This is a genomic window from Paenibacillus sp. T2-29, from assembly GCF_052921365.1.
In genome coordinates this window covers 313,216-339,538 of record NZ_JBREVE010000003.1, presented here as the reverse complement: position 1 = coordinate 339,538, position 26,323 = coordinate 313,216, and the positions used below count along the sequence as shown (strand labels likewise).

At 46.1% G+C, this 26,323-nt stretch carries 28 protein-coding genes; 7 read left to right on the top strand and 21 right to left on the bottom strand.

Annotated features, from left to right (window positions below; all coding sequences use genetic code 11):
- Positions 1-4 precede the first annotated feature (4 nt).
- The 9 genes from fabF to ACU1JV_RS11130 form a co-directional block, all read right to left on the bottom strand.
- Positions 5-1,243, bottom strand: coding sequence for a beta-ketoacyl-ACP synthase II (fabF, locus tag ACU1JV_RS11170; protein ID WP_013370641.1), 1,239 nt, complete (start codon positions 1,241-1,243; stop codon positions 5-7).
- Positions 1,244-1,471: 228 nt separating this feature from the next.
- The gene (locus ACU1JV_RS11165; protein WP_007429985.1) at positions 1,472-1,705 is read right to left on the bottom strand and encodes an acyl carrier protein; all 234 of its coding nucleotides are present in this window, start codon (positions 1,703-1,705) and stop codon (positions 1,472-1,474) included.
- 109 nt (positions 1,706-1,814) lie between these two features.
- On the bottom strand, positions 1,815-2,564 hold the full coding sequence (fabG, locus tag ACU1JV_RS11160; RefSeq protein WP_013370640.1) for a 3-oxoacyl-[acyl-carrier-protein] reductase: 750 nt from the start codon (positions 2,562-2,564) through the stop codon (positions 1,815-1,817).
- A 51-nt stretch (positions 2,565-2,615) separates the two neighbouring features.
- Positions 2,616-3,557 carry an ACP S-malonyltransferase gene (fabD, locus tag ACU1JV_RS11155; protein WP_413985963.1) on the bottom strand — a complete coding sequence of 314 codons (942 nt, stop codon included), beginning with the start codon at positions 3,555-3,557 and terminating at the stop codon, positions 2,616-2,618.
- A gap of 81 nt (positions 3,558-3,638) precedes the next feature.
- Positions 3,639-4,628, bottom strand: a complete 990-nt coding sequence (locus ACU1JV_RS11150; RefSeq protein ID WP_013370638.1) for a beta-ketoacyl-ACP synthase III — start codon at positions 4,626-4,628, stop codon at positions 3,639-3,641.
- An 8-nt stretch (positions 4,629-4,636) separates the two neighbouring features.
- Positions 4,637-5,629, bottom strand: coding sequence for a phosphate acyltransferase PlsX (gene plsX / locus ACU1JV_RS11145; protein ID WP_413985962.1), 993 nt, complete (start codon positions 5,627-5,629; stop codon positions 4,637-4,639).
- Positions 5,613-6,209 (bottom strand): transcription factor FapR, encoded by a 597-nt coding sequence (fapR, locus tag ACU1JV_RS11140; protein WP_014599659.1) that lies wholly within the window; start codon positions 6,207-6,209, stop codon positions 5,613-5,615. Before fapR ends, plsX begins: the two co-directional genes overlap by 17 nt.
- A 276-nt stretch (positions 6,210-6,485) precedes the next feature.
- A complete protein-coding gene (rpmF, locus tag ACU1JV_RS11135; RefSeq protein WP_013370634.1) occupies positions 6,486-6,659 on the bottom strand; it encodes a 50S ribosomal protein L32 in 174 nt (57 codons plus the stop codon).
- Positions 6,660-6,849: 190 nt separating this feature from the next.
- Positions 6,850-7,371, bottom strand: coding sequence for a YceD family protein (locus ACU1JV_RS11130; protein WP_413985961.1), 522 nt, complete (start codon positions 7,369-7,371; stop codon positions 6,850-6,852).
- A gap of 349 nt (positions 7,372-7,720) precedes the next feature.
- Between ACU1JV_RS11130 and ACU1JV_RS11125 the strand changes: the two genes are divergently transcribed.
- Positions 7,721-8,956 carry a nucleotidyltransferase gene (locus ACU1JV_RS11125; protein WP_413985960.1) on the top strand — a complete coding sequence of 412 codons (1,236 nt, stop codon included), beginning with the start codon at positions 7,721-7,723 and terminating at the stop codon, positions 8,954-8,956.
- On the opposite strand, the gene ACU1JV_RS11120 is transcribed toward ACU1JV_RS11125, so the two are convergent.
- A complete protein-coding gene (locus tag ACU1JV_RS11120) occupies positions 8,946-9,977 on the bottom strand; it encodes a SepM family pheromone-processing serine protease (protein WP_040101586.1) in 1,032 nt (343 codons plus the stop codon). The genes ACU1JV_RS11125 and ACU1JV_RS11120 overlap by 11 nt on opposite strands.
- A gap of 197 nt (positions 9,978-10,174) precedes the next feature.
- Here ACU1JV_RS11120 and ACU1JV_RS11115 point away from each other — a divergent pair, with 197 nt between their 5' ends.
- Positions 10,175-11,458 (top strand): nucleoside recognition protein, encoded by a 1,284-nt coding sequence (locus tag ACU1JV_RS11115; protein ID WP_413985959.1) that lies wholly within the window; start codon positions 10,175-10,177, stop codon positions 11,456-11,458.
- On the opposite strand, the gene coaD is transcribed toward ACU1JV_RS11115, so the two are convergent.
- The 8 genes from coaD to ACU1JV_RS11075 form a co-directional block, all read right to left on the bottom strand.
- Positions 11,421-11,942 (bottom strand): pantetheine-phosphate adenylyltransferase, encoded by a 522-nt coding sequence (gene coaD / locus ACU1JV_RS11110; protein WP_013370628.1) that lies wholly within the window; start codon positions 11,940-11,942, stop codon positions 11,421-11,423. The genes ACU1JV_RS11115 and coaD overlap by 38 nt on opposite strands.
- Positions 11,935-12,576, bottom strand: a complete 642-nt coding sequence (rsmD, locus tag ACU1JV_RS11105) for a 16S rRNA (guanine(966)-N(2))-methyltransferase RsmD (RefSeq protein ID WP_025679487.1) — start codon at positions 12,574-12,576, stop codon at positions 11,935-11,937. The genes coaD and rsmD overlap by 8 nt, the downstream gene beginning before the upstream one ends.
- Before the next feature lie 315 nt (positions 12,577-12,891).
- Entirely contained in the window at positions 12,892-13,014 is a 123-nt protein-coding gene (locus ACU1JV_RS11100; RefSeq protein ID WP_013370626.1) for a cyclic lactone autoinducer peptide, read from the bottom strand.
- A gap of 5 nt (positions 13,015-13,019) precedes the next feature.
- Positions 13,020-13,535 carry an accessory gene regulator ArgB-like protein gene (locus ACU1JV_RS11095; protein ID WP_413985958.1) on the bottom strand — a complete coding sequence of 172 codons (516 nt, stop codon included), beginning with the start codon at positions 13,533-13,535 and terminating at the stop codon, positions 13,020-13,022.
- Positions 13,528-14,160 carry a hypothetical protein gene (locus ACU1JV_RS11090; protein WP_058710937.1) on the bottom strand — a complete coding sequence of 211 codons (633 nt, stop codon included), beginning with the start codon at positions 14,158-14,160 and terminating at the stop codon, positions 13,528-13,530. Before ACU1JV_RS11090 ends, ACU1JV_RS11095 begins: the two co-directional genes overlap by 8 nt.
- 170 nt (positions 14,161-14,330) lie before the next feature.
- Positions 14,331-15,449 carry an acyltransferase family protein gene (locus tag ACU1JV_RS11085; RefSeq protein WP_058710938.1) on the bottom strand — a complete coding sequence of 373 codons (1,119 nt, stop codon included), beginning with the start codon at positions 15,447-15,449 and terminating at the stop codon, positions 14,331-14,333.
- 160 nt (positions 15,450-15,609) lie between these two features.
- Positions 15,610-17,427: an APC family permease gene (locus tag ACU1JV_RS11080; protein WP_413985957.1), complete on the bottom strand. Its 1,818-nt coding sequence runs from the start codon at positions 17,425-17,427 to the stop codon at positions 15,610-15,612.
- A 193-nt stretch (positions 17,428-17,620) separates the two neighbouring features.
- Positions 17,621-18,457 (bottom strand): AraC family transcriptional regulator, encoded by an 837-nt coding sequence (locus ACU1JV_RS11075; protein WP_413985956.1) that lies wholly within the window; start codon positions 18,455-18,457, stop codon positions 17,621-17,623.
- A gap of 137 nt (positions 18,458-18,594) precedes the next feature.
- On the opposite strand from ACU1JV_RS11075, the gene ACU1JV_RS11070 reads away from it, so the two are divergent.
- The 3 genes from ACU1JV_RS11070 (at position 18,595) to ACU1JV_RS11060 (ending at position 22,753) form a co-directional block, all read left to right on the top strand.
- On the top strand, positions 18,595-20,622 hold the full coding sequence (locus ACU1JV_RS11070) for a beta-galactosidase (RefSeq protein WP_413985955.1): 2,028 nt from the start codon (positions 18,595-18,597) through the stop codon (positions 20,620-20,622).
- Between the two features lie 67 nt (positions 20,623-20,689).
- Entirely contained in the window at positions 20,690-21,916 is a 1,227-nt protein-coding gene (locus tag ACU1JV_RS11065) for an MFS transporter (RefSeq protein WP_413985954.1), read from the top strand.
- A 210-nt stretch (positions 21,917-22,126) separates the two neighbouring features.
- Positions 22,127-22,753: a BclA C-terminal domain-containing protein gene (locus ACU1JV_RS11060; RefSeq protein ID WP_413985953.1), complete on the top strand. Its 627-nt coding sequence runs from the start codon at positions 22,127-22,129 to the stop codon at positions 22,751-22,753.
- A gap of 75 nt (positions 22,754-22,828) precedes the next feature.
- Here the strand turns inward: ACU1JV_RS11060 and ACU1JV_RS11055 are convergent, their stop codons facing one another.
- Positions 22,829-23,659 carry a DegV family protein gene (locus ACU1JV_RS11055; RefSeq protein ID WP_013370617.1) on the bottom strand — a complete coding sequence of 277 codons (831 nt, stop codon included), beginning with the start codon at positions 23,657-23,659 and terminating at the stop codon, positions 22,829-22,831.
- Positions 23,660-24,089: 430 nt separating this feature from the next.
- On the opposite strand from ACU1JV_RS11055, the gene ACU1JV_RS11050 reads away from it, so the two are divergent.
- A complete protein-coding gene (locus tag ACU1JV_RS11050; RefSeq protein WP_413985952.1) occupies positions 24,090-24,611 on the top strand; it encodes a peptidase M56 in 522 nt (173 codons plus the stop codon).
- Positions 24,612-24,699: 88 nt separating this feature from the next.
- Here the strand turns inward: ACU1JV_RS11050 and ACU1JV_RS11045 are convergent, their stop codons facing one another.
- Positions 24,700-25,281 carry an NAD(P)H-dependent oxidoreductase gene (locus ACU1JV_RS11045; RefSeq protein WP_013370615.1) on the bottom strand — a complete coding sequence of 194 codons (582 nt, stop codon included), beginning with the start codon at positions 25,279-25,281 and terminating at the stop codon, positions 24,700-24,702.
- 72 nt (positions 25,282-25,353) lie between these two features.
- Positions 25,354-25,776 (bottom strand): MarR family winged helix-turn-helix transcriptional regulator, encoded by a 423-nt coding sequence (locus ACU1JV_RS11040; RefSeq protein ID WP_014599652.1) that lies wholly within the window; start codon positions 25,774-25,776, stop codon positions 25,354-25,356.
- A 135-nt stretch (positions 25,777-25,911) separates the two neighbouring features.
- Between ACU1JV_RS11040 and ACU1JV_RS11035 the strand changes: the two genes are divergently transcribed.
- The gene (locus tag ACU1JV_RS11035) at positions 25,912-26,205 is read left to right on the top strand and encodes a MazG-like family protein (RefSeq protein WP_264217273.1); all 294 of its coding nucleotides are present in this window, start codon (positions 25,912-25,914) and stop codon (positions 26,203-26,205) included.
- Positions 26,206-26,323 lie beyond the last annotated feature (118 nt).

Sequence of the window (26,323 nt, the reverse complement as noted above, 5' to 3'; positions counted from 1 at the left end):
CCCCTTACGCTTCATATTTTTTTAGAATAACCGTAGCATTGTGACCTCCAAAACCAAAGGAATTGGACATAACCACATTCAGTTCCGCTTTTCTCGGCTTATTAGGTACATAATCAAGATCACAAGCTGGGTCTTGATTGTCCAAATTAATTGTTGGCGGAATTGTCTGATGTTGGAGCGCAAGACCACAAATTACGGCTTCAACGCCTCCCGCTGCACCCAGAAGATGCCCTGTCATCGACTTGGTTGAACTGATCGCTACCTTATAGGCATGCTCTCCAAGCGTTTTCTTAACTGCTTCCGTCTCCGATTTGTCACCAACCGGCGTAGATGTACCATGTGCATTGATATAATCGATATCTTCAGGATTCAATCCAGCATCACGGATCGCCATTCTAATGCAGCGTGCTGCTCCCTCTGGATCAGGCTCCGTCATATGATGGGCATCGCCTGAAAGACCATAGCCAATCACTTCGCCGTAAATATGTGCACCACGCTTCAAAGCATGATCCAACGATTCCAGAATCAGTACACCAGAGCCTTCGCCCATAACAAATCCGTCCCGTTCGGTATCAAATGGACGACTTGCCTTTTCCGGCTCATCGTTACGTGTGGACATCGCTCGCATGGAGCAAAATCCAGCAATACCAATCGGACGAATCGTTGCTTCGGCACCGCCGCAAATCATAGCGTCAGCGTCACCGCGCTGAATCATGCGGAAGGAATCACCGATAGCATGACTACCTGTGGCACAAGCCGTAACTGGCGATGTATTGGGACCCTTAGCACCGAGTGAGATCGAAACTTGACCGGAACCCATATTAGCAATCATCATCGGAATGAAGAAAGGGCTTACGCGTTTAGGTCCCTTTTCGATCAGTGCATTATGCTGATCTTCCCAAGTGCCCAATCCGCCAATACCAGAACCAACAGATACACCAACACGCTCAGCATCCACATTCTCTCCGATTACGAGTTTGCTGTCCTCAAGCGCCAATTTACTAGCAGCAACCGCGAACTGCACAAAGCGGTCCATTTTACGCGCATCCTTACGATCGATATAATCCTCTGGATTAAAATCTTTAATGGAAGCGGCTATTTTCGTAGTGTATTCACTTGTATCAAAAGCTTCGATTTTACTGATACCAGATTTTCCAGCCATCAGATTATCCCATAGTGTGTTCAAATCCTGTCCCAGCGAAGTGATTACACCCATTCCTGTTATGACAACACGTTGTTTCAAAGATAATCACCTCTATGTCTACTGCAAATTGTATTTTTAGTTCGCACACGCTTGTGTACAAAAATAATATAGAATCAACTAAAGTTAGTAATGCCGCATTATACTCAGCCCTTGACGAAGTGAAGCTGAGATGAAGTCAAAAACACGCGACAATTCCGTCTTTAGTTCAATCTGTATAATTAGGAGAAAGTCCCGCCTGTAACAGAACGGGACTTTTGATGACATGAATTAGGTATGAGATTGTATGTACTTCACAACTTCACCTACAGTTGTAATTTTCTCTGCATCTTCATCAGAGATTTCCATATCAAACTCATCTTCCAATTCCATAACCAATTCAACTACATCGAGAGAATCAGCGCCTAAATCATCTTTAAAAGATGCTTCAAGTGTAACTTCGGCTTCGTCGGCTCCCAAACGGTCAACGACAATGCGTTTTACGCGCTCCAATACATCGGACATCCGGCTCACCTCCTCCTTATGGTATTATACGAAAATTACAATTAAAATGCCATAGAAGAGAGTTTTCATTAACTACTCTCCATCGGGGCATGCGGATTGGCAACAAGAACTACATATACATGCCGCCATCCACATGCAAAGTCTGGCCCGTCATATATGAGGAAGCATCCGAGGCCAAGAATAGCACCACATCTGCAATTTCCTCAGGCCGTCCAAGACGGGCCAGCGGAATACCGCTAAGCATATTGTCACGCAAATCATCAGCCAGCACCTGTGTCATTTCAGTATCAATGAATCCAGGAGCCACACAGTTCACTGTAATTCCTCTTGAGGCAAGCTCTCTAGCAGAGGATTTAGTAAGACCAATCACTCCCGCTTTAGCAGCGACATAGTTGGCTTGTCCTGCGTTACCAAGTACACCAACAACGGAAGAGATATTGATAATTCGTCCAGAACGCTGCTTCATCATTGGGCGTGTGGCCGCCTTGAGACAATTAAACACACCCTTAAGATTCGTTTCGATCACCTGATCGAATTCCTCTTCTTTCATCCGCATGATTAAATTATCTCTTGTTATGCCAGCATTATTCACCAGGATATCAATCTTGCCCCAAGCGCCAATTACATCCTTGATCAACTGATCAGCTTCTTCAGCACGTCCCACATTAGCCTGAACTGTAATAGCTTCTACACCTTTGGCACGAATCAGCTCTGCTACCTCAGTCGCAGCCGCTTCGCTACCAGCATAATTTACTGCGACATTAGCCCCTGCTTCAGCCAGCGCCAGTGCGATACTACGGCCAATTCCGCGCGACGCTCCCGTAACCAGCGCTGTTTTTCCACTCAATGGCTTAGACATCATAGTCCTCCCTTGCAAGTATTTAACCCGTAAAGGCAATCATTAATACTTTTAGCGGGCTTCCAGGGCTTCTGTTATAGAAGCAAACGACTCCAGGCTACTCATGTTATACAGCTTAACCGTTTTGTCAATCTTTTTAACCAGTCCGGTCAAAACACTTCCCGGTCCAAACTCAACAAAGGTGTCCACACCTTGTTCCAGTAACCATGCTACGCTGTCTTCCCATAGTACCGGAGAATAGACCTGTTCCACCAACAGTTGGCGAATTTCACTTCCCTCACGTACAGGTTTTGCTGTCACATTGGTCACAACCGGAATCTGGGCTTCAGCAAATTTCACAGTCTCCAATTTACCGGAGAGCTTGTCCGCCGCTTCCTTCATCAATGACGAATGAAAAGGTCCGCTGACCTCCAAAGTAATAGCACGCTTACCGCCTGCTTCCTTCACACGTTCAGCGACGGCAGCTACGCCCGCCTTTGTACCGGATACAACAATCTGTCCAGGACAGTTGATGTTGGCCAATTCAACCAGTTGGCCAGACTCCGTAATATCACGGCACAATGCTGCCAATGCTTCACGATCAGCTCCCAGCACAGCAGCCATCCCGCCTTGTCCATCAGGAATGGCCTGCTCCATAAACTGACCACGTGCACGAACAGTCTCAACTGCATCCTCAAATGTGAGAACACCGGAAGCCACTAGCGCACTGTATTCTCCTAGACTGTGCCCAGCCACATAATCAGGGCGGATGCCCTTTTCCTTGAACGCTTCATACAACGCAATGCTCGCCGTTAACAGTGCAGGCTGCGTATTGGATGTTTGCTTCAAGGCTGTGTCAGGCCCTTCAAATATCAGTGTGCTTAGCGCGAAACCCAAACGTTCGTCCGCTTTACGGAATACTTCTGTTGCAGCTGGAACTGCTTCATAAGCATCTTTAGCCATACCTAAAGCTTGTGAACCCTGACCGGGAAATATAAATGCCGTTTTGCCCATCGTGCATGCACCTCTCTGTATCCAATGCTTCTTCTGTAAAACACCAGACAAATTCAATATTATATCAAAACTTCCACTTAATTACCAGATAAGAACCGACGCACCCCAGGTCAAACCGCCGCCAAAGCCCACCATTAGTATACGGTCGCCTTCCTTCATGCGGCCTTCCTCAGCTGCTTCCACAAGAGCGAGAGGAATAGATGCTGCGGATGTATTCGCATATTTATTAACATTAATAACTACCTTTTCCTCTGGTAAATCCAAACGTTGCATTGCGGATTGGATGATTCGGATATTGGCTTGATGCGGAACGAACAGATCGATGTCGTCTTTGGACATCCCAGCTTTCTCCAACACATCAACCGTTGCTGTTCCCATAACGCGAACCGCGAACTTGAACACTTCGCGTCCGTTCATGTAAATATAGTGCTGTTTATTTTCCAGTGTATCCGCACTCGCAGGCAAACGTGAGCCCCCAGCTTCCAACTTGAGCAAGGTGCCTCCAGCGCCTTCAGCCCCCAGATCAAAGGATTGGAATCCTCTACCTTCAGGTACTTCACCAATCACTACAGCTCCTGCTCCATCTCCGAAAAGAACGCAGGTGTTGCGGTCAGTATAATCTGTAATCCGGGAAAGGCAGTCTGCACCAATAATTAACGCATTGTTATAAATACCTGTCTTAATGAAACTCGTTGCCGTAGCCAGCCCGTACACAAAACCCGAGCATGCAGCAGACAAATCGAAAGCCGCTGCGCCTTTGGCCCCCAACTTGTCCTGAAGAATGCAAGCAGTTGACGGAAATGCCATATCTGGTGTAACCGTAGCTACTATAATCAGGTCCAGATCTTGTGCCGTCATACCCGCAGACTCCAACGCCTTAACTGCTGCTTCATAAGCCAAATCAGATGTAGCCTGCTCTGGAGCAGCAATATGGCGCTCCTGAATCCCTGTACGGCTAACAATCCACTCATCACTTGTTTCAACGATTTCTTCCAAATCTTTATTGGTCAGAATTTTCTCAGGTACGTATTTCCCTGTTCCGATAACACCAACCGGCCGTAATTTATTCATATCGTCACTCACTTCCTGCTGATTTCCTTGGATATACTTTCCACCAACCGGTTTTGCAAGGCCGTGCGAGCCTGCCTTACCGCATTTTTGACGGCAATGCCATCAGACGAACCGTGACTTTTTAAGACGAGTCCGCTCAACCCCAACAAAGGAGCCCCGCCGTGCTCTTTATAATCTAGTTTCCCCTTCAGCCCCCGAAGTTCAGGCATAATCAAGGCCGCTGCAAGCTTGGTCTTTAAAGATTTGGTGAACTGCTCTTTAAGGAGAGAAAATATCGCTCCGGCTGTTCCCTCTAGCGATTTTAGCATAATGTTTCCGGCGAATCCGTCACACACCAATACATCACAATTTCCGGTTAACACATCTCGGGATTCAACATTCCCCACAAAATTGACAGGTAACTGCTCGATAAGAGGATACGCCAACTTTGTTAGTTCATTGCCTTTTCCTGCTTCAGTCCCAACATTCAGCAGACCCACTCTTGGAGAAGCCAATCCGTGAACCTTCTGACGGTACAAGCTCCCCATCAGTGCATATTGGGCAAGATGTTCAGGCTTGGCATCCATATTGGCCCCCAAGTCCAGCGCCAGTATACCTTGATCATCAATCGTTGGTATCATCGGCGCGAGAGCCGGACGTTCAATGCCCTCCATTCTTCCAACCACTAGCAATCCTGTAGTCATCAGAGCGCCTGTATTACCTGCGGATATCATGGCATCCGCTTCACCTTCTCTAACCATTCGACCCGCTACGACCATTGAGGCATCCTTTTTACGCCGCACTGCCTTTACAGGCTCGTCCTGCGCATCTATCGTTTCGGACGCATGGCGAATGGTGAGGTTCGTCGGCAGCGCCCTGCCGTTCAAAACCGATTCAATCCGTTCCCGGTCACCAACCAGCGTAATGTCTGTATCCTTCCATTCCGCCGCCGCAGATAACGCGCCCTCTACTGTCGCCTCAGGAGCATTATCTCCCCCCATGGCATCAATGGCGATCCGCATGCTGACTTCCTCCTTCGCTATACTCTTCCTCCGTGGAGCGATAAATGACAAAGTTGCCTTGGAACACCATTTCTTCTCCTACGTAGGCAAACACTTCCACTTTGGCCTTTCCTTTTTGTTCTGGATTTGAGCGTACATATGCCTTAGCAATACATTTTTCACCCAAATGAACCGGACGAACAAAGCGAATATCCGCTGAAGCGGTCAATGCTATCTCATCGTTAATTACGGCAACGGCCAATGAATTGGCCTGCGCAAACACATAATGTCCTCGTGCAATGCCTGTGCGTGAAAAAGTATGTTCCTCTTTAATTTCAAAAATCGAAATACCACTTCGATCCAACTGGAGATCAACGATGTCCCCAATTACTTCATGTAAAGGCAAGGAACGAACCTGATCGTAGGAGCGCTCAGCCATCAGCTTTAGCCGCTCCCGCAATTCCGGGATCCCCAGTTCCATCCGGTCCAACCGAATGGTCTGAATGCTTACCTTCAGCTGTCTTGTCAATTCCTGATCCGTCACGAACGGATTATCATCAATTAATTGAGTCAGCCGTTGCTGTCTCTGTCTCTTCGGCAAACGTTCGATATCAGTGACGCCTCCTTTCCCTACAGTAAACTGCCGTTCAGCCGACAGTTCAGGTTACTTTACGTTCTAACGGCTAAACTTCAAGCCGGTTTGTCTTCTTGTATGTATAAAGGAACCTCTTAGGCCCTTCTTTCTTAGAACCTGGTACTAAAACAGTATATAGCATGCTGACGCAAAAAGAAAGCTTGCTGATAAAAAAAGTAGCGCCTCACTGTAGTGAAGCGCTACTTTCTCTGCGAATATTCCAAAGAATCCGCTTATCGGACATTATTGAGAGATGATCTCTCTAGCTTTGTACGTTCCGCAAACTTTGCACACATGGTGAGCAAGTTTCAATTCGCCACATTCGGAGCATTTCACCATACCTGGTACTTCCAGTTTAAAGTGAGTACGACGTTTGTCGCGACGAGTTTTGGATGTTCTCCGTTGAGGTACTGCCATTATTCCCACCTCCTTAAACAGATCAACCCCGCATAACGGGTATGACTTCTTATCTCATTCAAGACCGAAAGAAAATGCCAGAAGACAATGATCTTACAGCCGGTGAATCAAGCATGCAACATCCACGTATCGGTTCAATAACTTCCCGGCACAAGCGGATGATGATTTTTTTCAGAATTGAACTCAATTCTCATTTAAAAAAATCCTTAAGCCCTGCCAGACGCGGATCAATCTTTTCCGTATCACCATCGTTACTGTCATCGGAGCCAAGGCTCCAGTCTTGTCCGGCCGCTGGCGCGATGCCCTGACAATCCTCACTGCATACAGGCGCAAACGGCACATGCAGTACAAACAGTTCTTCACAATACGGTGCAATGTCGAAGGAATCCTCCGGCACTGCGATAAAATCGCCATCTTCATCCTCCTCTTCAACACTTGAAGATGAGGTTTGCTTAAACCGTTCACGAAATTCAATTTTCAAATCCTCGTGCATCGGGCTCAAACAGCGTGAGCAAAGCATGTCCAGACCTGCGGTCAGCGTGCCTTCCACACTCATCGAGCCTTGGCCCAGACTAACGGCGACCAAGTCGGTCTCCAGCGGGGAAACGGCTGTAACATCAGCACGATCATCCACCAATTCACTCACATTAAGAGATTCACGGATAGGAAAGGGACCGTCACTTGTTGCTACTTTGCGAAAAAATAGTTGCATCACTATCACTCCAAACAAACAAAAATTATTATAACGACTGATCGAGTCGTTTGTCAACACCTTTCACTTTACACCACTTACAAATCCATTGGTTTTCCAATGGTTCGGTAAGATCTATGCGAATGAAAAAATGTGCTGTATTCATCATGTACCTGTGAGTATTCGTACCCCCGCCACTCTTCGTGTACAATAATGCGAGTATAAAGCTTTTTGCTCTAGGTCTCAATGGTCTTGTTGAAGTGCATGATGAAATACCAGATAGCTGCCCTGAAAACATGCATTCACTGGTAGTAAACCACTCAAAATAGTTATCAAATAAGCTACTAAAGAAAGGAGCCGACATACAGTTTTGAAAACACTCGGTATCATTGTAGAGTATAATCCCCTGCATAACGGACATGTCCATCACTGGAAGGAGTCTCTTCGTATCACTGGTGCACAGCGCACGGTGGCTGTGATGAGTGGTCCCTTCCTTCAACGGGGCGAACCCGCGATTACAGACAAATGGTCGCGCACCGAAATGGCACTCGCCATGGGCGTAGACCTGGTTCTGGAGCTGCCTGTAGCCTATGCTGTCCAGCCCGCAGAATGGTTTGCCCGCGGCGCGGTGACCTTGCTGTGCGCGACGGGCATCGTCGACGCGCTCTGCTTCGGCAGCGAGAGCGGAGACATCGCCCCGCTGCACACGCTGGCTCGCGTGCTGGCGGCAGAGCCGGCCGAACTCAAGGCCGGCATCGCCCAGCGCCTGAGCAAGGGCGCGAGCTATCCCGCCGCCTACGCGGGAGCCGCAGCCGCGCTGGCGGCCGAAGGAGCGGACGGCGCTGCTCTCGCCGCTCTCATGCAGCAGCCCAACAATACGCTGGGGCTGCATTACTTGATTGCGCTGGAACGACTGGGCAGCACGATCAAGCCCTTCACGGTAACCCGCACGGGATCGGGCTACCACGAAGCCGTGGCTCCTGCGGACGGAGTCATCGCCAGCGCCACGGCCATCCGCCGTCTATTGCTGGACGGCGGGCCGGAGGCCGCATCGCCGTACGTACCTGCGGCGACCCTGGAGATTTTACAGCGCGAGTGGCAAGAAGAACGCGCGCCGCTGCATTGGGAAGCGTTCTGCCAGCCACTGCTGAACGCCCTGATCACGCGGAGCCCGCAGCAGCTGGCGGAGCTGCACGAGGTCACCGAAGGACTGGAGCACCGTCTGCAGCAATCGCTGTACACGCTGCCCCAGCCCTCTGTGGAGGCTCTGTTTGCCGCTGTCAAGACAAAACGCTATACTCGTACGAAGCTTCAGCGAATGTGTACACATATTTTGCTGAATCATGCCAAAGCCGATATGACTCCCGCTGAGCTGGCGAAAGGTCCCGGCTATATCCGCGTGCTCGGCTTTAACAGGGCTGGACGCAAGCTGCTGGCGCAAATGAAAGACACAGCCGCCCTGCCAGTATGGGTCAAGCCGTCTGCCGGGTCACATGCCCATCTGGACTGGGATACTGCCGCCGCCGCCATACATGCAGCCGGGATGCCGCGTCCCGCCATCCGTCACATGTATGCTGATTACTTGCGGCCCCCCGTTATGGTTTAATAGGCAGCTTTTCCATATAATTCAGCGCATCGCCAAGCTTGCGAACCGGGACAAGCTTCATCTGGGTTCCGATTTGCTCTGCTTTGGCTTTAGCCTCTTTATAATTATCCGCCGGGACGAAAAACAATTCCGCGCCCTGACGGTCAGCAGCGACAATTTTATACTTGGCACCACCAATCGCTCCAACCTGACCGTCCTTATCAATAGTACCCGTACCGGCTACACGATATCCCTTACTTAAGTCACCTGGTGTCAGCTGGTTATAGATTTCCATAGTAAACATCAAACCTGCTGAAGGACCACCGACATCCGTGGATGTAAAATGAATCGTTTTACGTCCATCCTTCGGCTCTACCTTCTGTACCGTGGCAATACTGACACCAAACCCGGAACGTTCTTTTCCCGTCTCACTGTCCGTGATGGTTGTTAATGGAGCTTGCACTGCCAGCAACTTTCCATCGCGCTTTAGCTTCACTTTAGCCAGCGTCCCCGGTTTCTCATCCTCCAAGGCCTTCCGAATGGAATGATTATCAGTTACCCTCGTACCGTTCAACTCTAATATTTCATCTCCGGGCTCAAACACGCTGTTTGGTCCCGGAACCTTAAATACATACACATAATCCGGCACAATGCGATAGGGAACATGAGCACGGGTATAGGCAGCCTCCATCGCGGAAGATTGGGAATCCCCCATATACCATACCTGCTCTGCTGCATATTCATCTTCACTTCTGCCATGCAGACGATCCTCTTTGCGCTGAATCTCCGAGTTGCTGTCCAGCTTGGACATAGCTAGCATGATGACATTGGCATATCTCGCCGATACCGTCGTCATCATAAAACTCCCCCGTTCGCTGCTATCCCCTTCCTGTACTTTAACCATCGGCTTGATCTCGTTTGCCCCACCTGGTCCATAGATCAGATAAGGGGTTGGCATATAAACCAGCACATAGACCATTGCAGCCAGTATTAAGACATAACCGGTTGTAAAAAAGGCTCTTTTCCGGTTAATTTGCATCATTGCTTCTCCCCCTTGCAGCCTAACTTCTCCTATCTTACCCAAGTGCCTTTGCACCACCTGTTCTCAAGCCTTCCAAAAAAGCATACATTGTTTACGACAACGTGTACGAGCAACCTCTACCCAGACAATGAACGTGAATAAACGCTGGAGACAGCATCCGACTCTCCTTAGTATATTTATGAGAGGTGAACTCTTTGATGCAAAAGGAAGCCCGCCCTGCTCCTTATTGGACAACCTTGCTGCTTGGCCTCGGAGCCATTTTGCTTGTAGTGGCTATTGTCGCCTCACCAGAAGAAGTATTTCAAGCCTCTACCCAGGGGCTTAAGTTATGGTGGAGCATTATTTTCCCGGCCATGCTGCCCTTTTTGATGCTATCTGAAATGCTCATCGCCTTTGGTCTGGTACATGGTCTAGGTGTTCTGCTGGAGCCGTTCATGCGATTTTGGTTTCGGCTGCCGGGACGAAGCGGCTGGGTGTTGGCCCTCGGCCTAACTGCGGGATTCCCGGCTGCTGCGGAAGCGGTACGCCAATGGGCACAGCAGGAGGATATGACCCCGCTTCAGCTTCGACGTCTGACCGCTATCGCTCATTTCTGCAATCCGATTACGATCCTGCTCGTCATTGGCACAGGACTGCTGCACAATGCTGCTGTAGGCGGGCTGTTACTTGCCGTTCACTGGATTTCTGGGCTGCTGGCAGGCTGGATCACAGCCAGATTACCTGAATCGTCCAGAAAATCGAAAAAACGGGAAACGCCAGCTGCCATCCGGCGCGCTTCTGTTTCCCGCACTACCACCTCTCTGATCCGATCCGCATGGGAAGCTACCCGCTCTGCCAAAGAACGGGACGGTCGCAGTTTTGGAAAACTGTTAGGCGAAACCGTATCCCATGCTGTACAGACGCTGATGGTGACAGGTGGATTCATTATTTTCTTTTCCGTACTGATTCGGCTGCTAACCCTATACTCAGGTCAAGTGACGCTTTCTATGGTGTGGCCTGCCTGGATGGAAATCCATCTGGGTTCCTATGAAATCAGCCGTCTGCCCAACGATCTCCGTACACAAGCAGCGCTGATCAGCGCTGTGTTAGGCTGGGGCGGCTTGTGCGGCTGGCTTCAAATTACCGCCGTCACCAGACCTTCCGACAAGGGCATCACCTTCACCTTATCACGAGTGCTCCATGGGATCATTGCTTTTGGACTGACCTTGGCGGCATGGACTCCGCTTAGCCACATTGTCAGTAATACAATTCCTGCTTACATCAGTCGCAGTTCTGTATCTTCTTTTTCGGAAAGTGTAAATGACTCTGGTGTACAATCTGTCATGGTCGGAGCCAGCAGTTTATTAACACAAATAGAAGGAACATCCATGTACCCCTGGCAACTGACCGTACTGTCCGTCGTATTTCTAAGTACGATTATACTTGCTCTGCTCGCCGTTTCCTTTATGACTTCATGGTGGAGCCACCGCGATTCGCGCTAACCTTTGCACGCAGTGCGTCTTCCACCTCTGGTGACACCAGATCTACGACCTTGCCATCAAAATGCGCAATTTCCTTCACCATACTGGAACTCAGATATGAATAAGCCGGATTGGTCATCATAAAGATCGTTTCCGCATCCGGGTTCAGCTTATGATTTGTAGAGGCCAATTGCAGCTCATATTCAAAATCGGTCACTGACCGGATTCCTCTGACAATAACCTGAGCCCCTTTTTGACGTACATAATTAGCTGTCAAATCACGAAAGCTGTCCACTTCAACGTTCGGAATATCGCGAGTTACCGTCCGCAGCAGCTCCATTCGCTCCTCAAGTGAAAACAGCGGATTTTTACTAATATTGTTAAGAACCGCGACAATCAGTAAATCAAACTGTCGGGCCGCTCTTTGAATAATATCCTGATGCCCCATCGTCACGGGATCAAAGGTTCCCGGATATACGGCAACACGTGGTTTGTGCTCAATCATGATGGTCCTCCCCGTCTGATTCGGTGATGCCGAATTTGCCCCCTTCGGCTTCTGTATGTTCTTCGGCGTCTGACAAAGCATCATCTGCAAAGTGATAAATGGATAACGCCGTTTCACCATAGACCGCTTTTCTAACCTGTTCAAACGGTCCGAAACTTATCGGATACTCATGTCCCGATTCATACTCCAGTACGATGATTGCACCTGAACGAAGCAAGTCCAACTCTGCCATGCGGCTCATCAATTCATCCCCGTGCTTGAGACGATAAGGCGGGTCCAGAAAAACAGCATCAAAAAGAGCTCCACGTTTTGCCAGCGCCTTGAGCGCTCGTCCGGCATCATTGCGGAACACTTCTGCCTTTCCTTCCAATCCAGTTTTTCGCAAATTTTCTTTAATGACATCAATGCTTTTGGATTCCATATCAATAAAAACTGCCTTGTCCATTCCCCGACTAAGCGCCTCTATCCCCAGGCCGCCACTGCCAGCAAACAAATCAAGCGCGACTCCTCCATCAAAATAAGGACCTATCATGCTAAATAGCGCTTCCTTGACCTTATCCGTGGTCGGTCGCGTCCCGGTGCCGGGAACTGCCTTTAACGGCCTTCCTTTGGCACTACCCGATACCACTCTCACGCTGAAACTCACCTATTTTCTATATGTGTTCATAACCATATAAAGATTATGACGTTATCGTACCACATGCACCGCCGTTTGAAAAACTTAGTGATGAAGCAGGTATAAAAAACCATCTCCTGGGCATCCTTAGGATATCGGCATTCAACCAATGTCGTAGACAACCGCGGAGAAGACTTACGTTTCCCCATAAGCTCTTCGTCCGGTTTCTCCTCTCCCATTCGGGCGCTCTTTCGTAGAGCGCCTGTTTTTTTACATAAAAAGAAGCTGCTTTAAAGCAGCTTTATGTATTATTTTTTCTAATCTGCATTTTGCTTATTTCAGCAGTTCTTCGGGTGTATCCCCTTGATAAACATACACATAACTTGCCACCGATACAGCAAATGTCGCAAACATAGACAACGATGTGGCTAACCCGTATACTACTTTTTTCATCATTCCACTCACCTCCTTCCCCGAATCAATGTTAGGCTTTGAAGCAAAAAAGCAACAGCCACTACAGAAGAACCAATAACAAAATTTGTACATACAAGCAAGGAGGATAACAATCGCAAGAGGGGATAAAACCGGACTGGAATGCGCGACTGCTTTTCAATTCTGGACGGGGCAAAGCATAAAACAAGAATGAGCGCGATTCCGTTAAACAGGTTTGTCAACCCATTATTTAAGGAAATGCAAGATATGTATGTAAAAGCTACAGAGGTCACCAACACACATGCCATACCCGTTTTCAAGTGAATACCACCAGATACTTGGCGCAGCAAAGCAAAAGCAACGAGAATCGTTGCAGCTTCTACCATCCGCCCCGTGAAGAATGAGGCGAATAGTGTCAACAAGATGATCATAGACGCATTCAGAATGAGAGCAAGTGCGTATTTAAGCACTGGGACGGAGGCCGGATGATCAGGCACAATACGTTTAATCTGGTTAGCAAGTTTAAAGGCCATCATTTCAATCATCTCGGTATTCCTTTCCGACTGCGTAGTAGATAAAAAATCCCGATACCAGTGCAAAAAATATCATACTCAACCATACTTCGCTATAGTAAAGCACAATAGAGGTTGAAATGAGAGACAGAATGATCAAGGTAATAACAATGCCATATTCCTCTTTGAACTTAAGCTTTTTGAAATTTGGGGAAAAGCCGATCTCTTTTCGATACAATATAAATGAAATAAGTAGTCCTGTTGCTGCGCTAACCACTTGTAACAGATAGCCCTTCAAGGACCCGTTCTGCAGCTCAGAAATCGGCAGGTTACCGAACATAGCCTTCAGGAGTACCGATTGAATAACGGCATATGCAAAATAACCGGTAACTGTCATAATACCTGACCAAACAATCGGGATCTTCACCACCGTAGCAAGTAAAAAAATAAAAAGCAGCATATTAATGACAGGTACCAAATATGAAAGTGAAAATTCCTCTCGGAGCAAATAACTTTGCAGGTTCATAATCAGGTTTACAAAAATAGCCTGCCATAGATAGGGAGTCATTCTAACTTTAAAGATACTTAAAATTAGCGCAAAAACAGCTACTCCTTCCAGTGTAGAGAAAAATAAAAAGCCGAGTGGCTCCAAAAGCATACGTGCATCTCCTTTACAATTCCAACAAACCTCATCGGTGTATTCAAAAACTTGGATGTACATCGAATATAAAGGGCTGGGAGCTACTTTTCAAGGGGTCTTTTCAATAATTTCGTAGATTTATTCAAGCACTTCAACCAAATGTTATCTGATGCTGCTTCAAGTTGCAACTAGGCAACACTTTCTTTGACCGAATCTTCCTGCTTGCGTACAGATTTTATACGTGATATAAGCTTTTTCCCCAATCGGATGCCGGGCTGTTCTATCCATATGTAGGTAAACCAGGAAAGTCCAGCGGTGATTAGCAACGTCATGATGAACATAAGTGTGAGGCTGACCAAAGGAGCAAACGGTAATTTAATCTGTATGATTAGCCCCAGGACCAGCATATGCGTCAAATACATGCTATAGCTGAGGCGGCCGATCCATGACCACACCTGATTAAGCAGCCACATCGGCTGCCAATGATACAAAGCATACGCTCCCAGCAGCAACCCGACACCTAAGAGATAATCCGCCATACCTCCAAAAAACGCAAACAGCACAGTACCAAGCAGCAAGCCGCCACTGAGCGCGTCTACACTTTTCCAATGACGCTCGTCTTTCCAAATGAAAAACAACAATATACCCAGTCCAAAGACAGGCAACTGATTCGGAAACCATAAATACAAATAGTGCCCCCATAAAGAGTGATCACTAATTAGTGGATATTGAGCAAACACCGTATTTAGCCCAAAGCTTGCCACAAGCACCATCATGACAAACCAAGTCGCATGGCGAACCGATCGAGTCAACTTAAATAAGAGAGGGATAAACAGATAAAACATGCATTCCACCGCAATGGACCATTCCACACCGATAATGCTGTTGATCCAATACGGATTGAGACCGTTCAAAAACAGAACATGGGCTGCAATATTAGTGGCAGTAACCCCCTCCTGATCCCCAAGCCAAAATCGTGGACCCGTCCCATTCACAGCTAAATAGATTCCTAGCATCACGTAATACAAGGGTGCAATCCGAAAAAAACGACGCAACAGGTAGGCCGCCATTCCTTCTCTCTTGTCACTCGAACGCCTGCTTAGGGATAAAAACAGCGTAAAAGCGCTGGCCATATAAAATAAAGCGACTCCTTTGGCTCCTATGCTCAAGCCTTTTTGCAACCAACCGTTTAATCCGTCCACATGCTGACTGACATGCACAAGTAACACTCCCATAATCGCCAGCGCCCTTAGCGTATCTACAAATTGCAACTTATCTTGTTCCATCTTCCCCTTGTCTTCGGGCATCGTATCCCTCCATAACAAATTCAAATGATACATTTTGTATCTATAATACACAAAATGTATCACTCAAGTAAATATCCCCATTATGTAAAAAAACACCCTCTGACCACACCAAGATGCGGTCAAAAAGTGTTGATTTTATCATGCTATAAGCAGCTGTTCCCTATTTGTTTAAATGAAAAGGTACGGTCGTTACGATGACATCTTTGTAGTTAATCAAATAGGCTCTCATCAGCAAACTGGTCTGATTATGCAGTATATTTTCCCACCAGTGTTTAGTGATAAATTGTGGAATGAGAACTGTAATATGATCCTCGTCTGCTTTTTTCCACTCTACTGTATCAATGAACTTGCGGAGCGGATTAATGATACTGCGATAACGGGATCTCAGCACTACTAAACGTATACCTACATCCCACTCTTCCCACTTCTGTTCCATTTTTTGAATCGCTTCATCGTCCACACCTACATATACGGCAACCACATTGTCCGACAGGGTTTTGGCATAGCTGATGGTATTCATGACGACTCGTGTAATGCCTGCCACCGGAATAATAATCGTGTTGCCTTTGACCATAGGTTTGTCCTGTGTGATATCAATGCGCAGCTGTTCAGCCGTATTTTTGTAATGCTTATTAATCTTCATAAAGAAATATAATACCAAAGGCAGGAAGATAAAGACTACCCATACCTGGCTAAACTTAGTAAAGATAAAGATAAGCGTAATTGACAGCGTGGTTAGCATCCCAACCGTATTAATAGCCAATTTGACGACCCAGCCAGCTGGTTTGAGCCGAATCCACCGAATCATCATACCAAGCTGTGACAGGGTAAACGGAATAAATACCCCTACGGCATAAAGCGGGATGAGGTTTTCTGTGTTGCCACCAAAAACGATGACCAGCAATGCCGAGAAGATACTCAGAAACAGGATGCCGTTAGAATAGCCGAGTCGATCTCCACGAACCATGAACATATGCGGCATGTATTTGTCTTTCGCGAGCATAAAAGCCAGCAACGGAAAGGCCGAATAAGCTGTGTTGGCCGCCAAAAACAAGATAAGCGCCGTCACGCCTTGAATGATGTAATACATCACACCGCGCCCAAAAGTAGCATTCGCAATTTGCGAAATCACTGTTTCTTGCGGATTAGGACGAACACCGTACCAATAAGCCAGCAAACTAATTCCGATAAACATACAGCCGAGAATCAAGCCCATCATCATCAATGTAGTTGCCGCATTTTTGGCAGCAGGCTTGCGGAAGTTCGGAATGGCATTTGAGACAGCTTCTACACCGGTTAGCGCCGAACAGCCCGAGCTAAATGCTTTTAGTAAGAGAAACAGACTGACGTTAGATACCGTAGCTCCAAATTGCGGCGCCGCCGCATGGGCTCCTCCTGCCAGATAGTGAATGATACCACTAATAATCAGAACAAAAATGGCAACAACAAATAAGTAAATCGGTATAGCCAGCACCGAGGCAGATTCCGTCACCCCGCGCAAGTTCATAATAGTCAAAAAGATAATCATCACTAAAGCAATTGCGATTCGATGATCATGTAACGATGGGAACGCCGATGTAATGGCATCTGTACCTGCCGATGAGCTAACAGCTACCGTTAGAATATAATCGACCAGCAGAGAGCCGCCTGCAATCAGACTCGGACTCTTTCCTAAATTGTCCTGTGCAACAATGTAGGCTCCCCCACCACCAGGATAGGAAAAAATGGTCTGTCTATACGACAGGATCAGAATGATAAGCAAACCCAATACCGCAATGGATATAGGGATGGAATACCATAGGGCAGCGAAGCCCGCTGTAATTAAAACCAGCAGAATCTGCTCCGTTCCGTAAGCTACAGAGGACAATGCATCTGAGGACAGAATGGCCAGTGCCTTGAGCTTATTCAGTTTCTCATCTTCAAGGGCCGTCGATTTTCGCGGACGACCGATTAATAACCTTTTGACTTTACTTAGCATTTCGTTGACTCCTTCTTTGGATGAGGGTTTTGCAAAAGAACTATGAATCGTATATTTATTATGTCACCTGCACATCAGATTGATGAAACAAATGAACTATTATTTTATACTCCCTCATCCAGAAAAAAACAATAAGGAATGCTCCCTAAAAAGAGCATTCCCGAGTAAGAAAGAGTATTTCGATAAAATACCCTTATTTATACAGTATTTTGAACCTTTCCGGCGTAATTCCTTCCGCCCGGCGGAAAGTTGCCACAAAATGACTGACATCTCGGAAGCCTACGCGCTCCGAAATCTGCTTTACCGTTAATTGCGGATACTCTGTCATCATTTCCTTAGCCTTCCGCAACCGAATTACAATCAGATAAGCATACGAAGTCACACCGAACGCTTGCTTAAACAATGTATTTAAATGACGAGCGCTGACATTCACCATAACAGCCATATCCCTTAAACCCACATCTGGGCTGGCATAATTTTGCTCCATAAAGGTCAGTACAGGGGTTAAACGTTCCACATTATGAGATAAGGAAGGCATCGAGCTATGTTGTCCATGTTTACGCAGCAGAGTCAGAAAACGGTACATATTGGCCGAAGCATCTAATCCAGACAAATCACGTTCACTAACCATGGAGTGTAGCATGTTTTCCCCAAAGCTGTGCAGCTCGCTATCCGGGTCCCAATGGTACCCTCGCGTATGCTTGAATCCGAGTGCAGTCAATACAGCCGCGGCGATGGGTCCGTCAAATGTGATGTATAACGTTCGCCATACCTTGGTCGCCCGTCTGTATGCATGGGCTTCACCAGGCAGTAGCAGAACCCCGGACTGCTCACCCAAACGGAAGGTTCCCCCTTTATATGTAAACATCCCCTCACCTGACACCGTCTGAATCCAGTGAAAGCAAGGATAGCCCTCTGGACGGGAAACATCCTCCTGTCTGCTATTAAATCCGATACTTTCAATAAAAAGGGGTAAAGAGTGCTCACGAGTAGTCAGGAAAAATCGCAAATGATGGGGAGTCAAAATCATAATAAGCACCTCCGGCGTATGCGGTATCTATTTCTCATGTAGATCCATATTGTTATATACATGTTCATTTTATTATATTTAAAAGCATTTATTTGTATTATAAGATAGGATTATTCTTATATACAGAGGTGATTGGCATGATAAGCAGCAAACTTCCTAAAGTATTTTACGGTGGGGATTACAATCCTGAGCAATGGGATGAGGCCACGCATCAGGAGGATTTACGGATGTTCAGACAGGCAGGAATTGATATCGCCACACTCAACGTTTTCTCATGGGCTAAAATTCAGTCTGACGAAATCACATATCATTTTGAGTGGCTGGATCAGTTGATTGATAATCTTTATGAAAGCGATATCTTCGTTTGTCTAGCTACTAGTACGGCAGCGCATCCTGCTTGGATGGCTACCCGTTATCCCGACATTCTTCGGGTCGATGCTGACGGGCGTAAGCGAAAATTCGGAGGACGACATAACTCTTGTCCGAACAGTCCAACCTATCGAAAATACGCAGAGCAGATGGCTGACCGACTTGCAGAGCGATACAAAGACCATCCCGCAATCCTCGTGTGGCACGTATCCAATGAGTATGGCGGGGATTGCTATTGTGACAATTGTGCCGCAGCGTTCCGGGTATGGCTCAAACAAAAATACGGATCACTAGAAGAGCTAAACCGGGTGTGGAATACTTCCTTCTGGGGTCACACCTTCTATGATTGGGATGAAATTGTACCTCCAAATAATCTGAGTGAGCATTGGGGAGAAAATCACTCCACATTTCAGGGCATATCCCTTGATTATGCGCGCTTCAATTCAGACAGTATGCTGGATTGCTACCTGCTGGAATATAACGCGATTAAAAAACATATTCCCGATGCCGTGGTAACAACCAATCTGATGGGCTTTTTTAAGCAACTGGATTATTTTAAGTGGGCTAAGCACATGGATATAGTATCTTGGGACAGCTATCCCGGGGCTAATACCCCGATAAGCTATACGGCGATGGCGCACGACCTGATGCGCGGCTTGAAGGATGGGCAGCCCTTTATGCTGATGGAGCAAACACCGAGCCAACAGAATTGGCAGGCGTATAATTCACTTAAACGGCCTGGCGTTATGCGTTTATGGAGTTATCAGGCTGTAGCACATGGCGCGGATACGGTCATGTTTTTCCAGCTTCGCCGCTCGATCGGTGCTTGCGAGAAATTCCACGGGGCCGTAATTGAGCATGCCGGGCATGAGAACACACGTGTATTTCGCGAGGTGGCACAGCTTGGCAATGAGCTCGGCGCTTTAGGCAACACGCTGCTTGACGCGACTGTTCATGCCAAAGTAGCTATTTTGTTTGATTGGGACAATTGGTGGGCTTTGGAAAAGTCAAGCGGCCCTTCTGTCGCCTTGAAATACTTGGATCAGGTGCATAAGTATTATGCTACCCTCTTCCGGCGTAACGTACAGGTAGACCTGATTTCTGTGGATACAGATTTCCAAAAATATGATCTCATTATCGCGCCTGTACTCTACATGGTCAAGCCGGGTACTGCCGAGAAGCTGGAACAATTCACAGAGCGTGGCGGCACCTTCTTAACGACCTTTTTCAGTGGCATTGTAAATGAAAATGATCTGGTCACAACCGGAGGATATCCTGGTAAACTGCGTAATTTACTCGGGATCTGGGTGGAGGAAATTGATGCGCTTCTGCCTGAATCACACAACCGCATTATATTGAAAGAAAAAGTGGGCGTATTAGAAGGTGAATATAAGTGTGGGTTGCTCTGCGACTTGCTGCATAGCGAAGGAGCCGAGGTGCTGGCGGAATACGGCGATGATTTCTATCAGGGCATGCCAGTACTGACACGCAATCGCTTTGGTCAAGGTGAAGCGTGGTATGTCGCTACTGACCCTGAGGAACCTTTCCTTGATGGTCTGCTGGGCTACATTTGTGAGCAAAAAGGGATTTCATCCCTGCTGCGTGCTCCTGCGGGCATAGAAGCCACTATGCGGTCCAAAGATGGAAAGTCGTATCTATTTGTTCTCAACCATAATGCCCAGACACAGCAATATCATCTGGATGACCAAAAAGGAAAAGAGCTGATCAGCGGAAAATTCCTGGAAGGAGATATTTCTATTGAAGGCTATGGCTTTCAAGTGCTGGAGCTATCCTAATCAATCCAATCTGACTTACACCATTCACTTTACTGCATAAGGTAATTTAGTACTAAAGGAGTTAATCATGAAACGACTGCTATGGATCGGCAGCTTGTCTTATTTTTTAATTGGTCTAGCACATGTGGTTGTAGGCTCCCTACTGCCTGTGTTGCTAGAGCATTACGGTAGAACCTATACGGATGGCGGAAGCCTGATTTTCGCTCAATTTTCCGGCTTTCTGGCTGGAGTTCTACTGTCACCGTGGCTTGCCCGGACGTTCGGCAAACGCCGAAGTCTGGTATTTGCCCTACTCCTGCTGTGTGCGGCTGAAGTGCTGTATTCACTTCTGCCGCCCTGGGGCTGGCTATATGCCGTCGGGGCAGTAGCCGGATTTGGCTTTGGGATGGTAGAAGCACTCATTGGTACTATTGTTATTGGAGGTATTACTCAAGGAACGGGCGCGGCTATGAGCCGTCTGGAAGTCTTTTTCGGGATCGGCGCCTTGGCTATGCCCGCTATCGCTAGCCAATTCATTGCTCTAGGTTGGTGGCGACTGGCATTTCCCATCATCTCCTTGTTTGCAGCCGTAGCCACTATAGCTTGGCTGCGTGGGTCCTTCGGCACACTGGACGCTCTATTGGACGAACAGGAACACCGAGGTGACAACCATAAGCGTTCCACTAATTCACTGGAGTCACCTACCGTAAAGGCTTCTAATAGCAGCCCTATAGGCAATTGGAAGCTACTTGCATTATTTATCGTTTTTTTCTTTATCTACGTAGGAACTGAGATGAGCCTGGCCAATTTCCTGCCCTCCATGTTTATCGAGCGACTCGGTCTCACACAAGCCGAAGCAGCACTTAGTGTCACCTGCTTTTGGTTGGCAATGGCCTTCGGACGGTTATTTACAGGCTACATTGCCGATCGATACGGCTACGGTGTCTTTGTCGCTCTGAGCTCACTGGCAGCGACCCTGCTGCTGTGTGTGTTCCCGTTGATCCAAGGCACTGCTGGTGCCTTTGTCCTTATCGTACTGCTGGGACTCGGCATGTCCGGCATCTTTTCCATCGCTCTTGTTTTTGCCAGCAAAATGATGCCAGGTACAGAAGAATCAACCACGAGCCTGCTTATCGGTGCAGGCGGAGTCGGAGGGGCCCTGCTGCCCTTATGGCTTGGAAACAGTATGGATCGTGGAGGGGCAGTTGCTTCAGCTTGGTTACTGGCGGGATTTGCTTGTATCCTTTGCCTGCTTGACGGTATCCTGTACGCCCTATATGTACGCAAAAAGCGGCTTCAAACCGCTTCATCATGATATTAGCCTACTACTGGCACCCCAAATGTATCCTTAGATGACAACCAAGGATACATTTGGAGGTACTTTTTACATACTAGACGAATGTACCTTGTACAGAAGCCTGTTTTTAGTCAAAATAGATTGTTTCCTATGAAACACAGGACAGATATCCATGCCTCCTCTAGATGAATGGAGTACTATACAACAAACCATATGGAGGTGTTTGTATTGGGTCGTCCTGAATTGAACCGAAAAAAAGGCCGTAAAAAAGACGTTTTTGTCCGTGCCTGGTTTGATAAGCTAGAAAAAAAGTTTGAGGAAATGCCCCCCAAAAAAAGAGGCCGCTCAAAACGGAAATCGTTTGGTAAAGACATCATTGTCAAAAAGCAAGTTGTACGTGTGAATATTAATCATGATGCTGAAGGGGATTCCAGATTCACAGGTGATTTAGCGCAGTTCGGTTACATTTATAATGTGAGGCCCCAACTCGTTTCGATTGAAGGGGAGGTTATTTTCGATACGAACGGCATACTTACACCTGGGATTGCTCACCTTCCAGGGACTACACAAATTGCTGTAGCCGATGCAGGGAAGTATGAAGTCCGCTTTTCGGTGTCGGGAGTAGAGCCCAACCAATTCGCCATTTTTATTAATGGCGCACCGGCTGAGGGAACCGTGTACGGCTCAGGAGCCGGGACACAGCAGAACACCGGGCAAGCCATCCTTGCTTTGGCATGCGGTGATGTCCTTACTCTGCGTAACCATAGCTCTACTGCTGCTGTTACCCTGCAAACACAGGCAGGAGGAACCCAAGCCAGCATAAATGCCTCTGTCCTCATTAGAAAATTGGGATAGGCTTAAGCTCCTGCAAAGCCCCAGTATACTAAAAAAGGGTTTATCCATCACATGAGGATAAACCCTGAATACTTTTTAAAAGGCGATAATGATCCCTTTGTCATTGGCATACATTGAACTAATTCCCCTGGTGGGCACAATATGAATATCTTTAAATTGATAGCGGTTCTTCAAGGTATTCATTAACTTTTGTGCCAGTCCGGGATTATTGCAATGAGTAATAACGATGCTTTCTCCTTCGGTACTCCGACCACTTTTTTCAATGGTATCTGCCAACTTTTCAATGATTTGATTCTGACCACGGGCTTGAGTAAATAATGCGATGTTTCCGTCACCGTCTGAACCTAAAATAGGCCTGATATGCAAGAATGAAAGTATCTTTCCAGTAATTTTATTCATTCGTCCGTTCTTGACCAAATTATCCAAATTCTCTAACACAAAATAGGTTTTCATCTTGCTGATAAAGCTCTCCAAAGAAGAGATAATCTCGCTTTTATGATATCCTTCGTCAATCAGCTTGCGTAATTTTAGAGCTAACAAGAGTTGTCCAGCCGATGCGCTTTTCGAATCGAATACATGAACATCTGCCCCTTCTTCTTCCGCCATATCCTTTGCGACCAATGCACTGGAATACGAGCTGGACAGGTTGCTGGATAATGTAATGGCAAAAGAAGTATGCGCGCCTTGAAAGGCTTCCTTATATAGCATAGGTGACGGTGAAGCGGAACCAATCTTGGTTGTACAGGCTTTCATTTCTTCCATAAACTGAGGCAAGTCCAATGTATCATCATCTATGAAGCATTTTTCACCCAATGTCATGTTTAATGGAATCGTAGTTACTTGCATCTTTTCTTTAAGCTCTGTCGTTAAGTCGCAGCAACTATCTGCTATGATTTTATATCTCACCCAGTACACCCTCACATTATGTTATTTTTCACTAGAATCCGCATTCATCATATTCAAAGAAAGCTCAATTAACCACATCAGGCATTTCTATTTCTATTGCCACATCGCCTTTTTCCTTATTCCCGTAAGCGCTGCCGTAATTCTTGTTCTGGATACATGCAGATGATCTCGGAGTAAGGGGAAATTAATTCCATTATCTTGACGTTAAACTAAATATGGATACTATGTACTATAAAGAATTGCCAACAATAATAACAATGAAATATTTGTGAATTATTATCCTCCCCCTTCACCTCCAGAGATCTCTCAGGCCGAGAACAAAAAATACTTTAATCTCATTCATTGACTCGATACAATAAATAGTATATTCCAGTATTTGCGATAAAATAAACCATGCTAATCTCTGTGATAGTGAAGGAGTCTTCAAACTATGCTTAAGCTAATCCCCAAAAAAAGCTTCATTATATGTATTGTTATCCTGATCGCTTTAATGGCATATTTCACAAAAGATCTAAGGACGGAGATGTCGGTAAAATCAACGGATCTATCGGAATTGTCAATAAACAATATTCCACTAAGCAAGAATATTACGGAGATTGATTTGACTGCTTATAAAAAGAACCCCGATTTTAACGATAAACACACAAAAGATGCCGATCACAGGTATTTTGAAAATTTCTTGATTGTCTATAGTTCTAGTGGAGAGATTATGAAACTGCAAACCTTGTCCGAGAGCGAATTTTCCAGCATCAGTGGCCACAAACTTCAGAAACTTGAGGATGTGAAAAATAAATTGGGCAACCATTTCGTGGATCAAAGCTACGACTCTGCCCAAAGCCTAAACGCCATAGTATATTATGACAAAATAAATCGTACGAAGTCTAGTTTTGTATATCCCCATAATAACAAGCAGGAACAGATCGTTGTCTGGACTATATTGGAAAAGTATTAGCATTTGTAAGATAAGGCCAACCCGTAAATGCTGGTTGACCTTATCGTTTAAAGAATGTCCTACGCTTCTGAACGAATATGAACTAACTTTACAGCACCGTTTTAACCGTGTCTTGTACTTGTTTCAACAATCCTTTGTAACCATCTTCATCAAGGTAGCCGATACTTCCAAGCAGCAAGTGACCGACCGATTCAATTCCAACAAAATCAAAAATACCCGTATCTGATGTGAGCTTCAATCCTGCGGTCATACCAATTTCATCGTAGATCGCGTTGGGCGTACCATGTGTATTCACGATAAACCCTTTTTTACCTGTAAGCAGCTTATTAATCCCTTCTGCACCAGCCGTATATGCAAAGCCGTAGGCAAATACACGATCAACATAACCTTTCAGGATCGCAGGAAGACCTGTCCACCAAATGGGTGAAATAAACGTAATCGTATCAGACTGCGAGATATATTCCTGCTCTACTTTGATATCAGCCGGCGTTTGTCCAGCTCTCATCGCAGCCGTATCCTCAGGTTTTAATACCGGTTGAAAATCAAGAGCGTACAGATCGCGTACAACGACTTCGTCACCTTTTTCCTTCAAGGTAGTTACAACCGTTTCCAGTATCGCGTGGTTAAAGCTTTCAGCGTTAGAGTGAGCATAGATGATAAGATGTTTCATTTTCATGACCTCCAGATATTTTATTGTTATTTTGGCATTTGCATAGATATCTATACATTTACTCAAAAAAATTTAAAACCTGTTTTTTATATGCTCCAACAGATATTCCAGTTGTTTTTTTTCCTCGTCTTTGAGACCACCATAAATAGTTTCTTTTAATTTATTAGAGATCGCCTCAAATATAGGTTCCAGCTCTTTTCCCTTTTCTGTAAGATAGATCAGAGTAACTCGGCTATCCTCCCTTTCTTTTTTCCTTTCCACATACCCCAATTTTACTAGCTTGTCGATTAAAACAGTGACTGTGGGCTGCTGACGAGCAATTTTTTGCGTCAATTCCTTAATCGAAAGTCCATCCGTTTGATACAGGAACATCAGTATTCCACCATGGGTAGGTACGATTCCTTCAACTCCATAGGATTCGAGCTCAGATACAATTAATTTATTGATCGAGTCCCTAATAGTTCCTACAAGTGCAGCTGCATTATTTTTTAACATACAAGTATTATTACATAGACATCTATATATATCAAGTATTTAGTCAGTCTGATCTGATTTTAACGTATGAAATGCTTCAAAGAACTAGATTTTAGTCTGTTATAATAAAGTTAAAAATAGTTAGGAGCTTGTTAAATGGAACAAATATTGAAGAAAATCCAATACTTGAGTACCCAAGAAAAGAAGACATTAGAGCAGATGGTTCTTAAACTATCCGAAGAAGTAGGAGAAACCTCTCAAGCCATGCTGTCTTATATGAATGCAAACGGAAGCGAATATAAGCAATTGAATATTTCCGATGTCAAAGAGGAATGTGCAGACGTGATTCTGGTCGCCCTTTCTTTATTTTATAAGCTAAGCAACAACGAGGGGGAGCTTCAGGAGTTCTTAAGTAAAAAAGTGGACAAATGGGAATCTGTAATGACTTAGGCCAAAAGGAAGGCCACCATTAACCGCGCTACGTTCTATAGGGTTGTCTTTAGAAGGGCCGTTCCCGGTATTCTTGATCAGTTCCTGGGACAGCCCTTAAAGTATATAACAAAATAAT

Coding starts and splice junctions, on each gene's coding strand:
- rpmF (WP_013370634.1), bottom strand. CDS start 6,659: ATGGCAGTACCTCAACGGAGAACATCCAAAACTCGTCGCGACAAACGT.
- ACU1JV_RS11115 (WP_413985959.1), top strand. CDS start 10,175: ATGCAAAAGGAAGCCCGCCCTGCTCCTTATTGGACAACCTTGCTGCTT.
- ACU1JV_RS11100 (WP_013370626.1), bottom strand. CDS start 13,014: ATGATGAAAAAAGTAGTATACGGGTTAGCCACATCGTTGTCTATGTTT.
- ACU1JV_RS11080 (WP_413985957.1), bottom strand. CDS start 17,427: ATGCTAAGTAAAGTCAAAAGGTTATTAATCGGTCGTCCGCGAAAATCG.
- ACU1JV_RS11050 (WP_413985952.1), top strand. CDS start 24,090: ATGCTTAAGCTAATCCCCAAAAAAAGCTTCATTATATGTATTGTTATC.
- ACU1JV_RS11045 (WP_013370615.1), bottom strand. CDS start 25,281: ATGAAACATCTTATCATCTATGCTCACTCTAACGCTGAAAGCTTTAAC.
- ACU1JV_RS11150 (WP_013370638.1), bottom strand. CDS start 4,628: ATGAATAAATTACGGCCGGTTGGTGTTATCGGAACAGGGAAATACGTA.
- ACU1JV_RS11095 (WP_413985958.1), bottom strand. CDS start 13,535: ATGATTGAAATGATGGCCTTTAAACTTGCTAACCAGATTAAACGTATT.
- fabG (WP_013370640.1), bottom strand. CDS start 2,564: ATGTCTAAGCCATTGAGTGGAAAAACAGCGCTGGTTACGGGAGCGTCG.
- plsX (WP_413985962.1), bottom strand. CDS start 5,629: ATGCGGATCGCCATTGATGCCATGGGGGGAGATAATGCTCCTGAGGCG.
- ACU1JV_RS11035 (WP_264217273.1), top strand. CDS start 25,912: ATGGAACAAATATTGAAGAAAATCCAATACTTGAGTACCCAAGAAAAG.
- ACU1JV_RS11075 (WP_413985956.1), bottom strand. CDS start 18,457: ATGATTTTGACTCCCCATCATTTGCGATTTTTCCTGACTACTCGTGAG.
- ACU1JV_RS11065 (WP_413985954.1), top strand. CDS start 20,690: ATGAAACGACTGCTATGGATCGGCAGCTTGTCTTATTTTTTAATTGGT.
- ACU1JV_RS11090 (WP_058710937.1), bottom strand. CDS start 14,160: ATGCTTTTGGAGCCACTCGGCTTTTTATTTTTCTCTACACTGGAAGGA.
- ACU1JV_RS11120 (WP_040101586.1), bottom strand. CDS start 9,977: ATGATGCAAATTAACCGGAAAAGAGCCTTTTTTACAACCGGTTATGTC.
- coaD (WP_013370628.1), bottom strand. CDS start 11,942: ATGATTGAGCACAAACCACGTGTTGCCGTATATCCGGGAACCTTTGAT.
- ACU1JV_RS11070 (WP_413985955.1), top strand. CDS start 18,595: ATGATAAGCAGCAAACTTCCTAAAGTATTTTACGGTGGGGATTACAAT.
- ACU1JV_RS11165 (WP_007429985.1), bottom strand. CDS start 1,705: ATGTCCGATGTATTGGAGCGCGTAAAACGCATTGTCGTTGACCGTTTG.
- fabD (WP_413985963.1), bottom strand. CDS start 3,557: ATGGGCAAAACGGCATTTATATTTCCCGGTCAGGGTTCACAAGCTTTA.
- ACU1JV_RS11130 (WP_413985961.1), bottom strand. CDS start 7,371: ATGCAACTATTTTTTCGCAAAGTAGCAACAAGTGACGGTCCCTTTCCT.
- ACU1JV_RS11085 (WP_058710938.1), bottom strand. CDS start 15,449: ATGCCCGAAGACAAGGGGAAGATGGAACAAGATAAGTTGCAATTTGTA.
- ACU1JV_RS11040 (WP_014599652.1), bottom strand. CDS start 25,776: ATGTTAAAAAATAATGCAGCTGCACTTGTAGGAACTATTAGGGACTCG.